Consider the following 15,226-nt stretch of genomic DNA (forward strand, 5'->3'; position numbering starts at 1 on the left):
GGGATAATAGGCAATGGCTGATAATCAATACTACGGCACAGGTCGCCGCAAAAGTTCTTCCGCACGTGTCTTCATTAAGCCAGGTAGCGGTAATATCGTAATCAACAAACGTAGCCTAGAAGTTTACTTCGGCCGCGAAACAGCACGTATGGTTGTTCGTCAACCGCTGGAATTAGTTGATATGCTGGGTAAATTAGATTTATACATCACTGTTAAAGGTGGTGGTATTTCTGGTCAAGCTGGCGCGATCCGTCACGGTATCACTCGTGCACTGATGGAATATGATGAGACTCTACGTTCTGATCTGCGTAAAGCTGGTTTCGTAACCCGTGATGCGCGTTCTGTTGAACGTAAGAAAGTGGGTCTGCGTAAAGCACGTCGTCGTCCACAGTTCTCTAAACGTTAATTTGTTATCTTTTAGATATCAATTTGATGTTGAAAACCCGTCTTCACAGGCGGGTTTTTTATTTTTGACTTATTTGTGTTTATTAATAATAAAAACATAATGTTGCTAATACATGATGCTGTTAATCATAAAAACAAGCTTTATGTAAGATAACGATAGTATTAAAAAGCCTATTTTTTAGATGTTATCTCTAAATAATTTCATTTTTTGATATTATAATCTTACTTTTAGGGTAGTGTGGCATATTATGTTGAATTATTTGCATTAGCCCCCCTAAGTAACATGAATTCTGGTAGAATAGCGGACTTTGGTGTCTTTCTTTCTATAACTTCATCATGTTGCCAATGGGTATATCGATCTCAATACCCGTGATGAGTTTGAAAGTCATACCAAAATTATTATGACAATAATGATTGTTGAATGATTATTTTGGTATTACTTGATAATGATATGTGCCGCAAAGACAGGTGAGTTTTTAACCCTGTAAAATATGATTATCCCACGATAAGGCTGTTATACAGGTAGTTACCCAATGCAGTTAGTAACTTAAATGTTTATTTAGGTCTACTGCGTTTGTGTGCTTGTCTTTTAGGAATGGGGAAATGGAAGGGGCATTGTGCTAATTCATTTCTTTAATTGATTAACTTGGAGGTTTTCATGGCTGTCGCTGCCAACAAACGTTCGGTAATGACTTTGTTTTCCGGTCCGACTGATATTTTCAGCCATCAGGTCAGAATTGTCCTAGCGGAGAAAGGTGTCAGTGTTGAAATTGAACAGGTTGAAGCTGGTAATCTTCCACAGGATCTTATCGATCTTAACCCTTACCAAAGTGTACCGACTTTGGTTGATCGTGAGCTGACTCTGTATGATTCACGTATCATCATGGAATATCTTGATGAACGCTTCCCTCATCCTCCTTTAATGCCAGTTTATCCTGTTGCTCGTGGTAGCAGCCGTTTAATGATGCATCGCATCGAGCATGATTGGTATTCTTTAATGAACACCATTGAAAAAGGGACTGAACAGCAAGCTAATGCTGCTCGTAAACAGTTGGCAGAAGAGCTACTGGCTGTATCTCCTGTGTTTAAAGAATATCCTTACTTTATGAGTGAAGAGTTCAGCTTAGTTGATTGCTACCTTGCTCCTCTGTTATGGCGTTTACCCGTGCTTGGTGTAGATTTAAGTGGTGCTGGCGCTAAAGATGTACAAATTTATATGCAGCGTGTTTTTGAGCGTGATTCTTTCCTCGCGTCATTAACCGAAGCAGAGCGTGAGATGCGCTTACCTTCAAGAGGGTAATTAAGTATGGAGATTATGGATATGTCTCCGCGTCGTCCGCATTTATTACGTGCGCATTATGACTGGATCATCGAAAACGATTTAACACCACATTTAGTGGTTGATGTGAATGTTGTCGGTGTTCAAGTCCCAATGGAATATGCGCATGATGGTCAAATTGTACTAAATATTTCATCTCGTGCAGTAGATGACTTAGAGTTAACGCCGTATCAGGTTTTATTTAGTGCAAGCTTTGGTGGCATACCTCGTAAAGTACGAGTGCCTATGGCTGCTGTTATGGCTATTTATGCGAGAGAAAACGGTGCGGGAATGATGTTTGAGCCAGAGCCTGCTTATGAATCTGGCGCATCATTACAGTTTGCTGAAGATGATAGTGAAGATAACAATGTCGCTCCGGCTAGCGAAGGTTTATCTCTTGTCACTGATGAAGCTGTCGAAGCTGATACTTCTTCACCAGATGATGATCCAGAGCCACCTCGCCCAACGGGTCGTCCAGCACTGCGCGTTGTGAAATAAGAGATTATCTTATTTGTATTAATGAAAAAACCAGTTCATTTGAACTGGTTTTTTTGTATATATTTGATTTATCAGTGTATTGTAAATCCATCATTTATTTTTCGCAAAAAAAGCGCTCTATATTGCTATCGAGCGCTTTATGGGATTGTATTACTGAAAAATTACTTCAACAGTTCTTCTAAACAACCGGTGTAAAGATTAACCGCAGTCATTAATTGTTTTTCATCAAAGTCAAAGCCTGCTTGGTGGTGACCTGCTGTTCGATCGGCACCCACAACGAAGTACAGTGATTTACCGCCACAACGTTGTACACGTTTTGCTAATACTGTTGCATCTTCACTACCACCGAATGGGCGAGTTGCAACCGCAGTTAGCTCAGAATGTTGACCAACAACTTTGGTCATAACATCAATCAATTCTTGGTCATTCGTTAGGTCAACGGCTTCACCCATGATTTCGCTTTCCATTTCTAACTGGAAGCTATGTGCTGCGCCTTCAGCCATACGTACCGCATTTGCAGCCATAAAGCTGTTGATCTCTTCGTTTTCACCACGAACTTCAATTTGCATTTCAGCATTAGCGGGGGTAACGTTACGGCCTTCACCGGCTTTTAATACACCGATGTTGATACGTGACATCCCTTTACCATGACGAGAAATGCCCAGCATTTGCGTCGCTGCATGGCAAGCTCCTGCTAATGCATTACGGCCTAATTCTGGCTCTGCTCCTGCGTGGGATGGCGCACCTTTAAAACGGAAGTCATATTTAGTGGTACATAAGAAATGTGTTGGGTTAATAACAATTTCACCACTGTTTGCGATAAAGCCTAAGTGTGCACCTAAGAAGTAATCTGCATCATCAGCGATACCACTTTCAGCCATCGCACGAGCGCCACGAACACCTTCTTCTGCGGGTTGGAATAAGATTTTAACTTTACCAACCACTTTATCTTTATTCTCAACTAACCAGTGAGCTACACCCAAACCGATAGAAATGTGTCCATCGTGACCACAAGCGTGCATTTCGCCAGCATGGCAAGAAGCAAAATTTTCGGCATGAGGACGGTGTTTAGTTTCGGTTGCTTCATTAACACCTACACAGTCGATATCAAAACGCAGTGCAACTGTTGGACCTGCTTTACCGCTGTCAAAAATAGCGACACAGCCAGTTAGCTCTTTCATTTCATCAAGCAGAGCTTCATCAACTTTATGCTCTCTTGCAACGGCTAGACCTTTTTCAACGACTTGACGACGACGACCAAAAGCAAACTCTTGATTGATAACGTCTGGGCCAACTTTAACTTCTAAACCTAAGCTACGTAGTTCTTTGACAATTTTTGCTGTGGTTAAAAATTCTGACCAACCAATTTCTGGATATTGGTGAAACTCACGACGCCATTTAATTAATTTTTCTAGTGTAATTGCTGACATATTCATTTCTCCACTTATAGCATGAATAACGCAACAGCGATGACGCCGATAATCATACCCGGTGCAGTACGTTTTGCGATTTCCATAGGGTTAACATTTGCAAGACCAGCACAAACAATTGCTGCACCTGCCAGTGGTGACATAGTACGACCTAACGCGCCAGATAATGCCGCTGCCATACCCATATCAGGGATTTCATAACCGAATTGTGCAGCATGAGGTGTTACTGTTTCGTTGAATGCGAATGCTGCTGCGTCACCAGAACCTGTGATAATACCCATTAAGAATGGCCCTAAAGTACCACCCCAGCGAGCAAATTCAGGAGAATGAGTTAAGAAGTTGATGAACGCGTCGATTAAACCAGATGCTTTCAGACCTGCGGCGAATACAGCTGCTGCAATGATGATACCTAATACATCACCATAAGCATTACCCATACCTTTAAAGAACTCTTTCGTAATTTGAGCAGGGTTAGTTAATGTGATGAACAGAGCATAGATAGAACCGATTAACATTGCTGCTGGTACAGACAGTTTAAAGGTACTGAAAGACTCGAAGAATGGCAGAATTAATAGGATCAATGGAATGAAAGGTGCTGTTGCATATAAGTAGTTAGGGCGAACAGCTTCTGGCGTTGCTTGCGCTGATGAAGATGATGCATCACCAGTAGCAGAAGCCATTTTGAACTCTTTTTTCACTAAAGCGACAACTGCCAGTGAAACAGCTGCGATACCACCAGCCATTAAGCTGTATGGGCTATGGCGAGCGATTAAATCAACCACTTCCATATTTGCCATGTTAGCAACGAAGGCGTTATGCGACATACCTGGGCTTAGCATTGAGCCGATAGTACCACATAACACTGCACCACCTGCGATAGCTGGGTGAATACGTGCTGCGATTAATAATGGAATGAGTGTCGCACCTACCGCTGCAGCACAACCCGCTGCTGATGGGATTGCGATATTAATAAAATACGTTACGACAACCGTTGCTGGGATAAGGAAGAAGCCCAGACGAGTCATTACTTTTGATAAAACATGAACCAGATGCATATCGCATTTGGTGTACTTCATAACATAAGCAAAACCCATACTCGAACAGATTGCTTGAATTAATGATGAAGACACCATGCGCTCACTAAATGCAGCAAACGCATCCAATGGGCTCAGACTTAAAATACAGAGTAATAAGCCCGCACCAATTAGCACCATTCTGGTTTCATATTTTTTTATTAGCAAATAGACAGTTACGATAATAACGGCTACTGCTATAAGTTGCATCACCATAGTGATCCCCTAGTTAATTATGACAATACTATTAATTGTGAAAACGAACCTAACATCAATAAATTATATTTTTCTGTAAAGTTATTAGGTGACTCCATTATGAAGTTGGTAGGTTGACAATATTTGATTGTTATCAAATTTAATAGCCGAAATAAAATCTATTTTTTTAGACTGTGATGTTATTAACAAATGCTGTAAAACAATTATCATTAAAAGATGACAGAAAGGTTAAATAAAAAGAGATAAAGTAAAAAATACGAAAATAAATTATATTTACTATAGATCAGAAGTGTTATTCTGATACAAAAAAAGAATACCGTATTTTATCAAAATATTATTCTATAAATTATATTAAATGGTAATGAGAATGATTATTTTGTCTGATATCTTGATGATCCTTAAATACTATTTATTAATTTAATCGCTAATATTGAAAATTATCCCACTTAAATTAAATGGGATAATAAATAAGAGAAATTGTTATTTTAAATAACGAAAATAAAAAATATTTAACATGATAAATATCTTAAGATTCCTTCAGCGGCCTCTCTTCCTTCTGCTATTGCTGTTACCACAAGATCAGAGCCTCGTACAATATCGCCCCCAGCAAACACTTTAGGGTTTGTTGTTTGATTTGGTATTTCTTGATTATCTGAAATAATAATTCTGCCTGAAGATGCATATTCAATATTATTTTCATCTAACCATGGATAATGTGCAGGTTTAAAGCCAAATGCCAGAATAACCGCATCAGCAGATAACAAATGCTCACTTCCTTCAATCGTCGTTAATGTTTTATCACCTTGGGTTTTAATAACTTGAATACCGACCACGTTATTTTGATTATCGACTTCAATATCTATAGGTTGAAGATTAAATAAAAATTCGCCACCTTCTTCTTTAGCATTTTTTACTTCGCGTTTTGAACCTGGCATATTGCTTTCATCACGACGATAAACACAAGTCACTTTATTTGCACCTTGCCGAATCGCTGTACGCACACAGTCCATTGCGGTATCACCACCGCCTAATATCACTACATTTTTATCTTTAAGGTCGATATAAGGTGTTTGAGGATCTTCACCATAACCCATTAAATAACGTGTGTTACCAATTAAATAAGGTAGAGCGCTATAAACACCATTAGCACTTTCATTAGGAAAATGACCGCTTAAACTGTGATAAGTACCTAATCCTAGAAATACGGCGTCATATTGTGTTATTAGGGTACTGAGTGCGATATCTTTGCCTATTTCTGTATTAAGGCAAAACTCGATACCCATTTCACTGAATAATTCGCGACGTCGGATCATTAGTGATTTTTCGAGTTTAAAAGAGGGGATCCCGAACGTAAGTAATCCCCCAATTTCTGGATGTTTATCAAAAACAACGGGTTTCACGCCTTGTCGAATAAGAACATCTGCACAGGTAAGACCCGCGGGGCCTGCGCCGATAATCGCGACCTTTTTATCGGTCATGGTGACGTGAGAAAGATCGGGACGCCATCCTTGTGCTAAGGCGGTGTCATTGATGTAGCGCTCAATATTGCCAATTGTGACGGCACCAAAATCATCATTAAGCGTGCAGGCACCTTCACAAAGCCTATCTTGTGGGCAAACGCGACCACAAATTTCAGGCAAACTGTTTGTTTGATGAGAAAGCTCAGCCGCCTCAATAATACGGCCTTCGTTTGCCAGCTTTAACCAATTAGGAATGTAATTATGAACAGGACATTTCCATTCACAATAAGGATTCCCGCAGCCTAAACAGCGATCAGCTTGTGCGGAGGCCTGTTGTGGCGAAAAAGCTTCATAGATTTCAACAAACTCAATTTTGCGAATTGCTAATGGTTTTTTAGTCGGCTCAATACGATTTAAGTCGATAAACTGATACACATTCTGACTCATAATATTCTCCTATTGTGCCTGAACGCGTAATTCAGCAGATGAACGACGAGGATGACCAAGCAATGCATTGACATCACTGGATTTTGGCTTAACCAATTTGAAGTGTTGTGACCAATATTCCCACTGTGAAAGTAATCTTTCTCCTTGCTGTGAGCCTGTTAGTCTGACATGTTCTGCGATCATGCCACGTAGATGCTCAGCGAGAATGGCAAAGGATGCAACAGGAAGTAACTCAATTGACGAAGTGTTGATCCGTTGCGATAACGTGAGATCTTCATCTAACAAATAGGCAAATCCACCCGTCATTCCCGCACCAAAGTTAATCCCCGTTTTACCCAGAACGCAGACAATACCGCCAGTCATATATTCACATCCGTTATCGCCTACACCTTCAACGACAGCAATCGCACCGGAGTTCCTGACGGCGAAACGCTCACCAGCCAAGCCAGAAGCATAGAGTTTTCCACCTGTTGCACCATAAAGGCAGGTATTACCCATAATAGTGGCGTGATGATTTTTAAATGCAGAGCCAACTGGAGGCGAAATGACAATACGGCCTCCAGCCATGCCTTTACCAACATAGTCATTAGCATCACCCACTAAGGTTAATTCAACGCCTTGCGCATTCCATACACCAAAGCTTTGACCGGCTGTTCCTGTAAAATGAAGTTTAATTGGTGTAGCAGATAAGCCACTTTCACCATAATGTTTAGCAATAATGCCTGATAATGTTGCTCCGACAGAGCGATCTGTATTGCGAATATCAAAATAGTCTGTTTGGCTTTTTTGCTGTTTAATAGCCTCACTGGTTTGGGCAACAATATACTGATTTAATTCGCCTTTATCATAAGTATTATTATTTTCCTGACAATAAAGCGCATTGCCTGATGGTGAAGTTGCTGTTTCTAATAATCCACCTAAAGAGAGCTTTTGCTGTTTGCTGCTAACACCTTCTAGGCATGAAAGCAGATCGGTTCGACCGATTAAATCTGTGATTTTTCTTACGCCAAGTAATGCCATTAACTCACGGGTTTCTTGTGCAATAAAACGGAAGTAGTTAATAACGCGTTCGGGTAATCCGTGATAATGGTGACGACGGAGCGTTTCATCTTGGGTTGCAACACCCATTGCGCAATTATTTAAATGGCAAATTCGCAGATATTTACAGCCTAATGCTACCATGGGGCCAGTACCAAAACCAAAACTCTCTGCGCCCAAAATCGCCGCTTTAATAATATCTAAACCTGTTTTTAATCCGCCATCGACTTGTAAACGAATTTTATGACGAAGATTGTTTGCCACCAGTGCTTGTTGAGTTTCCACTAAACCTAATTCCCACGGGCTACCTGCATATTTTACAGAAGTTAAAGGGCTTGCGCCTGTACCACCGTCATAACCTGCAATGGTGATCAAATCCGCGTAAGCCTTGGCAACACCCGTTGCAATGGTACCCACACCGGGCTCGGACACGAGTTTTACAGAAATCAGTGCAGTGGGATTGATCTGTTTTAAGTCGAAAATAAGCTGTGCTAAATCTTCAATAGAGTAGATGTCGTGATGAGGTGGTGGTGATATTAGGGTCACACCGGGTACAGCATAACGCAGTTGCGCAATATAAGGTGTCACTTTATCTCCGGGAAGTTGTCCGCCTTCACCCGGTTTTGCTCCTTGTGCGACTTTGATTTGTAGAACATCTGCGCTCATGAGATAAGAAGGTGTCACGCCAAAACGACCCGAAGCAATTTGTTTAATGCGTGAGACTTTATTCGTACCGTAACGAGCCGGATCTTCACCACCTTCACCTGAGTTTGAAAATCCCCCCAATGTATTCATCGCTTGCGCAAGCGCTTCATGAGCTTCCCTGCTGAGTGCCCCAATTGACATTGCGGCTGTATCAAAGCGTTTAAACAATTCCGTTTCAGGTTCGACTTCTTCAATTGAGATAGGCGTTGTCTTGCTATTGAGAGCGAGCATATCGCGTAAGGTTGTAATTGGGCGCTGTTGCACAAGATTTGCATAATGCTGATAGTCGGTATATTCCCCGCTATTGACGGCTTTTTGCAGTGCTTGAACGACATCAGGGTTATAGGCGTGGTATTCTCCTTTGTGGGCGTATTTTAATAAGCCGCCAGCTTCTAAAGGATGACGAGTTAACCAAGCCCGCTTAGACAGATTAAATAAGTCATGTTCAAAATCGCTAAAATCAGCACCATTAATCCGATTATCAACGCCCGCAAAACAGAGTTCGACAACCCTATCATTTAATCCAACCGCTTCAAAAAGTTGAGAGCAACGATAAGAAGCAACGGTTGAAATGCCCATTTTGGACATGATCTTATACAACCCTTTATTTATGCCGTTGCGGTAATTAAGCATCGCTTGAGCATAGCTTGCTTGCAGGATTTTTTTATCAACACGTTGAGCTAAAGATTCATAAGCAAGATAAGGATAAATAGCAGTAGCACCAAATCCGAGTAATACGGCGAAATGGTGAGGATCACGGGCACTGGCAGTTTCGACAATGATATTGGCATCACAGCGTAAGTTATTATCTACCAGCGCTTTTTGTACAGCGCCAACTGCCATAGGGGCAGGGATAGGTAATCGCTCTTTAGTGATATTTCTATCTGATAAAACTAATAATACCGCACCATGATGAACTTCCTGTTGTGCTTTTGCGCATAATTGTCGTAATGCTGTTTCTAAGTTACATTCTGTTGGTTGATAAGTGATATCAAGATAAACAGATTGGTAATAAGGATTTTCCTGATTAATAAGCTGTTGGAAATCACTGTAAAGCAAAATAGGCGATTTAAAACTTAGCCGATGTGCTTGACCTTCCGCTTCGCAAAACACATTCATCTCGCGTCCAATACAGGTCGCTAAAGACATGACATGGGCTTCTCTTAATGGATCTATAGGCGGATTTGTGACTTGCGCAAATTTCTGTCTGAAATAATCATAAATAAGGCGAGGGCGTTGAGAAAGTACCGCAAATGGCGTGTCATCGCCCATTGAACCTGTGGCTTCTTGCCCGTTTTCTGCAAGTACATGCAAAATGCTTTCAAGCTCTTCTTGGCTATAGGCAAATTGTTTTTGATAAGTGGCTAATAAAGTATCATCAAAGGCGCGTTGTCCTGTGGCTTGTCGTTCTGGTAACTCTTCAAACGGGGTTAAACGTTTGACATTGCGCTCTAACCACAATTTATAAGGATGGCGTCTTTTTAAATCTTCATCGGTTTCGGACGAGTGCAAAATGCGCCCATGATGTGTATCGATGACCATCAGTTCGCCGGGACCGACTCGTCCTTTTTCTCGCACTTCATCAGGTTGATAATCCCAAATACCAATTTCAGAAGCACAAGTGATGATGTTATCTGTGGTGATAACATAGCGAGCAGGGCGTAAACCGTTTCTATCTAGCGTACACGCGGCATAACGACCATCTGATAATACAATGCCAGCAGGGCCATCCCAAGGCTCCATATGCATTGAGTTAAAATCAAAAAACGCCCGTAAATCATCATCCATTTGTGGATTATTTTGCCATGCAGGTGGGACTAGCAATCGCATTGCACGAACAATATCCATACCGCCATTGAGAAAAAGCTCTAGCATATTGTCGAGTGAACTTGAATCTGAGCCACTCTCATTCACAAAAGGCGCTGCACTTTGTAGATCAGGAATAAGTGGGGTATGGAATTTATAGGCACGGGCTCTAGCCCATTGGCGATTGCCTGTAATGGTATTAATTTCACCGTTATGCGCTAAATAACGAAAAGGTTGTGCAAGAGGCCATCTGGGGGTGGTGTTAGTTGAAAAACGCTGGTGGAATAAACAAATTGAAGATTCCATGCGTAGATCAGCAAGATCGGTAAAAAAACGGGGTAGATCGATGGCCATACAGAGGCCTTTATAAACTGTCACCAAATTAGAAAGACTGCAAATATAAAAATCACTGTCAGCAATGCGCTTTTCAATACGTCTACGGGCAACAAAGAGCCGTCTTTCAATATCACTTATCCGCCAACCTGCAGGTGCATTAACAAAAACTTGTTCGATTAGAGGGAGTGAAGAAAGTGCAATACTGCCTAAAATATCCGTGTTAATAGGCACTTTACGCCAACCAACAATGGAAAGCGTTTCACGTTGTAGTTCTTCTTCGACAATGAGCCGACATTGTTTGGCGATATTGGGATCTTGGCTTAAAAATAGCATCCCTACGGCGTAATTTTTTGCTAAATGCCAGCCCTTTTCTTGGGCAACTAATTGGAAAAAACGCTCTGGTTTTTGTAAGAGTAATCCACAACCATCGCCAGTTTTACCATCAGAAAGTATAGCACCACGATGTTGCATTCTGGCGAGACCATGTATGGCATTTCTGACAATTTTATGGCTGGCTTGCCCTTCAATATGCGCGATCAATCCAAACCCACAATTGTCTTTTTCCTGTGTCTTTTGATAGAGCATTTTTTGCTTCCTACTTAGTTTACTGGGCGCCTCAAAAAAGAGCGCAAAAGGAACGTTTTGGCTCTAAGTATGTAGGTAAATTTATGGGTGCTCAGTCGGGTGATGTTGTGTTTGCCTAGCTTGGTGTGTTTTTTATATTGCTATGCAATGCCTTTTCAACTTATCGATAAATAAAAATCAGGTCAATGTGTAGGGATAGTTGACTGAGATAAAATAGATAAGGAATTTTTTATTTTAATATATTGATTAATAACTAAATTATTCTATTTTAAACTTGTGTGGGCGCGATTTTTTAATGTGAGCTATATCACTTTATTTGAGCGATTTAGCTTTATCTCATCCTTTAATGACAAAAACGGGTAGTGAGTTATTCTAATGAATATATTGATTTTGGATTTTTATTTTTTTTATACAATTTGTATAAAAAAAGACAAATTGCATTTTTTATAATAAGGTCTATTTATCGTTGATATCACTATCGTTTATGTTGCTTGGTTTTGTATTATTTTTATGAATGCATATATCTCGGATAGGCTCGTTGAGAGAAAATAGAGGGTTAAATCAAACAAAGTAATGAGAAATAAACACTCTTAGTAAGATTTCTGAATGTTCGCCACTGCGCCAATTCATTTTTGGGTTATCATTCCATAGATTCAATATATTGGAGTTTTCAATGAAATTGCTCAAAGGGCTTGCCCAATACTACGTTGACTTAATGATGAGGCTGGGGCTAATTCGCTTCTCATTGTTGTTAGCTTCTGCATTAGTTGTTTTAGCGATGGTTGTTCAAATGGCGGTGACATTCTTGCTTGCAGGTGATGTTACCAGTATTGACCTTGTTCGCTCTATTTTCTTTGGGCTGATTATTACGCCTTGGGCTGTCTATTTTCTCTCTGTTGTGGTTGAACAACTTGAAGAGTCACGACGCCGTTTATCGCGTATGGTGGATAAACTCGGTGTAATGCGCCAGCGCGACTTAGAGCTTAACTCTCAATTAAAAGAGAATATTGAGCAATTAAACTTGGAAATTCAAGAGCGTGAAAAAGTTGAAAAAGCGCACCTTGAACTACTAGAAAAACTAAAAAGTGAAATGAAGCGTCGTGAATTGACGCAAATCGAGCTTGAACAACAATCCTCACTTCTACGTTCATTCCTAGATGCCTCTCCTGACTTAGTGTATTACCGCAATGAAGATAATGAATTTTCAGGATGTAACCGCGCGACGGAATTACTGACAGGTAAAAGTGAGAAGCAACTTATCGGTTTAACCCCACTTGATGTGTATGACGAAGATATTGCGATAAAAGTGATGGAAACGGATGAAAAAGTCTTCCGTCATAATGTGTCCCTGACTTATGAGCAGTGGTTAGTCTATCCAGACGGGCGCAAGGCTTGTTTTGAACTGCGCAAAGTACCGTTTTATGATCGTATTGGTAAACGTCATGGTTTAATGGGCTTTGGACGTGACATTACAGAGCGTAAGCGCTATCAAGACGCGTTAGAGAATGCAAGCCGTGATAAAACCACGTTTATTTCAACCATCAGCCATGAATTGCGTACACCACTAAATGGTATTGTTGGATTAAGCCGTATCTTATTGGATACTGAGCTTTCACCAGAACAACTCAATTATTTAAAAACGATCCATGTGAGTGCGATTACGTTAGGGAATATTTTTAATGACGTGATTGAGATGGACAAAATTGAGCGTAGAAAAATTCAGTTAGATAATCAGCCAATTGACTTCACTGAATTTATTTCTGATTTAGAAAACCTGTCTGGATTGTTAGTACAGCCAAAAGGATTGAAATTCACACTTGAAGCAGAAGAAACGCTACCGCATAAGATAACTTCTGATGGGACTCGATTACGCCAAATTTTATGGAATCTCATTGGTAATGCTGTGAAGTTTACCCAAGAAGGTGAAATCAAAGTGCGTATTTGGCAAGAAGCGCCAGATAAGTTGTTCTTTGAAGTGAAAGATAGCGGAATTGGTATTCCCAAAAGTGAACTTGAGAAGATCTTTGCCATGTACTATCAAGTCAATGATAGTCAAGGGGGGCGTTCTGCAACGGGAACAGGTATCGGACTTGCTGTCTCAAAACGCCTAGCACAGCATATGGGCGGTGATATTCGTGTTGAGAGTGAGTTAGGTAAGGGGTCGACCTTTACTCTCTCTATCGTCGCTCCTGCGATTGAAGAGCATCACGATATCGAAAGTGATGATGAGCTCTTATTACCGGCTTTAAATATTCTGCTTGTTGAAGATATTGAACTTAACGTGATTGTTGCCTGCTCTGTTTTAGAAAAACTGGGTAATACTGTTGATGTTGCAATGACAGGGCAAGAAGCGTTATCCATGTTTAAGCCTGATGAATATGACTTAGTGCTACTAGACATTCAATTACCGGATATGACAGGGTTCGATATTTCAAGAAAATTACGTCAAGAATTCGACAGCAATGAACTTCCTCCTCTTATTGCTTTAACAGCAAATGTTTTGAAAGACAAAAAAGAGTATTTGGACGCAGGAATGAATGATGTGCTAAGTAAACCACTTTCTGTGGATGCACTTACTGCGATTATCAATAAATTCTGGGGTGATGGTGCGGTTTCTGTACCATGTAATGAGTCATCGGAATTGTTGAATAAAAATGAAGAATTACTAGATATAGACATGCTGAATCAATACATCGAACTTGTTGGACCTCAATTAATCACTGATGGTCTAGATGTTTTTGAAAAGATGATGCCAAGTTATATGTCAGTCCTTGAATCTAACCTAACAGCTCGTGATGAGAAGGGGATTTCAGAGGAAGGACACAAAATTAAAGGTGCAGCAGGTTCTATTGGTTTAAAACATTTACAGCAACTCGCTAAACAGATCCAATCATCGGAATTACCTGCTTGGTGGGACAATATACAAGAGTGGGTAGATGAGCTAGAAAGAGATTGGAGAAAGGATGTGGAAAGTTTAAGAAACTGGTTATTAGACACTAGAAAAAAATAACCCCAACCGAAGGTTGGGGTGCGCGAATACTGCGCCAACACCAGGGAAACTTTTCTATCCGCTTTTTTGATTCTCATTACATAGGCGAATAGGATGAAACTATTCCATACATCATACAAGCAACAAAATAGCAAAGATAAGTTTTTTTGTTACAAGAAACATTTAAATATGTGATGCCGATTGGTGTTTACACCTATAAATGGGTAACTAGTAATCTACTACAAACGGAGAAAGATATGAAATCAATTGCGGTAATTTTAAGTGGCTGTGGTGTGTTCGATGGGAGTGAAATCCATGAATCAGTGCTCACTATGCTTGCTTTAAGCCAAAATAATGCTGAAGTTCATTATTTTTCACCTAATGATTTACAACCAACTGTAATTAATCATATTACTGGTGAGGAAAAATCAGAAAAAAGGAATATGATGGAAGAGTCTTCTCGTATTTCTCGTGGAAAAATCTCCCCTTTATCAGAGGCAAAGGCTGAAAACTTTGATGCTGTCATTATCCCTGGTGGTTTTGGTGCAGCGAAAAATTTGTGCAATTTCGCAACAAAAGGGAGTGACTGTGAAATTAACAAAGATCTCTTAAGATTTGTACAAGCGATGCATCAGCAAAATAAACCATTAGGGCTAATCTGTATTGCGCCTGTAATGTTACCAAAAATGTTAAATTCTCCAGTAAAATTAACAATTGGAAATGATGCAGAAACAGCTCGTGCAATTGAAAAGATGGGGGGCGTCCATGTAGATTGCCCTGTTGATGATATTGTTGTTGATGAAAAATATCGCGTTGTTACAACTCCTGCGTATATGCTTGCACAATCTATTGCACAAGCACAGGTGGGTATTGAGAAACTGGTTAAGAAAGTCCTTGAGATGGCATAGATAGTAGGTAAA

General features: G+C 40.3%; 9 protein-coding genes. 5 read left to right on the forward strand and 4 right to left on the reverse strand.

Annotation, left to right across the window (positions count from 1 at the left end):
* The first annotated feature begins 13 nt into the window (after positions 1-13).
* From rpsI to sspB, 3 genes are all read left to right on the forward strand, one after another.
* Positions 14-406 (forward strand): 30S ribosomal protein S9, encoded by a 393-nt coding sequence (rpsI, locus tag B6258_RS03530; protein WP_004245284.1) that lies wholly within the window; start codon positions 14-16, stop codon positions 404-406.
* Positions 407-1,063: 657 nt separating this feature from the next.
* Positions 1,064-1,705 carry a stringent starvation protein SspA gene (sspA, locus tag B6258_RS03535; RefSeq protein ID WP_023582862.1) on the forward strand — a complete coding sequence of 214 codons (642 nt, stop codon included), beginning with the start codon at positions 1,064-1,066 and terminating at the stop codon, positions 1,703-1,705.
* Positions 1,706-1,711: 6 nt separating this feature from the next.
* Positions 1,712-2,221: a ClpXP protease specificity-enhancing factor gene (gene sspB / locus B6258_RS03540; RefSeq protein ID WP_099074106.1), complete on the forward strand. Its 510-nt coding sequence runs from the start codon at positions 1,712-1,714 to the stop codon at positions 2,219-2,221.
* A gap of 161 nt (positions 2,222-2,382) precedes the next feature.
* Here sspB and B6258_RS03545 read toward each other — a convergent pair whose 3' ends face one another.
* The 4 genes from B6258_RS03545 to gltB form a co-directional block, all read right to left on the reverse strand.
* On the reverse strand, positions 2,383-3,651 hold the full coding sequence (locus B6258_RS03545; protein ID WP_099074107.1) for an amidohydrolase: 1,269 nt from the start codon (positions 3,649-3,651) through the stop codon (positions 2,383-2,385).
* Positions 3,652-3,665: 14 nt separating this feature from the next.
* Positions 3,666-4,940, reverse strand: coding sequence for a C4-dicarboxylate transporter DcuC (dcuC, locus tag B6258_RS03550; RefSeq protein ID WP_099074108.1), 1,275 nt, complete (start codon positions 4,938-4,940; stop codon positions 3,666-3,668).
* 509 nt (positions 4,941-5,449) lie between these two features.
* A complete protein-coding gene (locus tag B6258_RS03555) occupies positions 5,450-6,847 on the reverse strand; it encodes an FAD-dependent oxidoreductase (RefSeq protein ID WP_099074109.1) in 1,398 nt (465 codons plus the stop codon).
* A gap of 9 nt (positions 6,848-6,856) precedes the next feature.
* Positions 6,857-11,317 (reverse strand): glutamate synthase large subunit, encoded by a 4,461-nt coding sequence (gene gltB / locus B6258_RS03560; RefSeq protein ID WP_099074110.1) that lies wholly within the window; start codon positions 11,315-11,317, stop codon positions 6,857-6,859.
* Between the two features lie 673 nt (positions 11,318-11,990).
* On the opposite strand from gltB, the gene arcB reads away from it, so the two are divergent.
* The gene (arcB, locus tag B6258_RS03565; protein WP_099074111.1) at positions 11,991-14,327 is read left to right on the forward strand and encodes an aerobic respiration two-component sensor histidine kinase ArcB; all 2,337 of its coding nucleotides are present in this window, start codon (positions 11,991-11,993) and stop codon (positions 14,325-14,327) included.
* Positions 14,328-14,563: 236 nt separating this feature from the next.
* Positions 14,564-15,214: an isoprenoid biosynthesis glyoxalase ElbB gene (gene elbB / locus B6258_RS03570; RefSeq protein ID WP_099074112.1), complete on the forward strand. Its 651-nt coding sequence runs from the start codon at positions 14,564-14,566 to the stop codon at positions 15,212-15,214.
* Positions 15,215-15,226 lie beyond the last annotated feature (12 nt).

The organism is Proteus alimentorum (assembly GCF_002607735.1).
Classification (GTDB): domain Bacteria; phylum Pseudomonadota; class Gammaproteobacteria; order Enterobacterales; family Enterobacteriaceae; genus Proteus; species Proteus alimentorum.

What these genes read in the sequence shown, in the direction of transcription:
- rpsI (WP_004245284.1), top strand. Translation starts at nt 14, where the DNA reads ATGGCTGATAATCAATACTACGGCACAGGTCGCCGCAAAAGTTCTTCC.
- sspA (WP_023582862.1), top strand. Translation starts at nt 1,064, where the DNA reads ATGGCTGTCGCTGCCAACAAACGTTCGGTAATGACTTTGTTTTCCGGT.
- sspB (WP_099074106.1), top strand. Translation starts at nt 1,712, where the DNA reads ATGGAGATTATGGATATGTCTCCGCGTCGTCCGCATTTATTACGTGCG.
- B6258_RS03545 (WP_099074107.1), bottom strand. Translation starts at nt 3,651, where the DNA reads ATGTCAGCAATTACACTAGAAAAATTAATTAAATGGCGTCGTGAGTTT.
- dcuC (WP_099074108.1), bottom strand. Translation starts at nt 4,940, where the DNA reads ATGGTGATGCAACTTATAGCAGTAGCCGTTATTATCGTAACTGTCTAT.
- B6258_RS03555 (WP_099074109.1), bottom strand. Translation starts at nt 6,847, where the DNA reads ATGAGTCAGAATGTGTATCAGTTTATCGACTTAAATCGTATTGAGCCG.
- gltB (WP_099074110.1), bottom strand. Translation starts at nt 11,317, where the DNA reads ATGCTCTATCAAAAGACACAGGAAAAAGACAATTGTGGGTTTGGATTG.
- arcB (WP_099074111.1), top strand. Translation starts at nt 11,991, where the DNA reads ATGAAATTGCTCAAAGGGCTTGCCCAATACTACGTTGACTTAATGATG.
- elbB (WP_099074112.1), top strand. Translation starts at nt 14,564, where the DNA reads ATGAAATCAATTGCGGTAATTTTAAGTGGCTGTGGTGTGTTCGATGGG.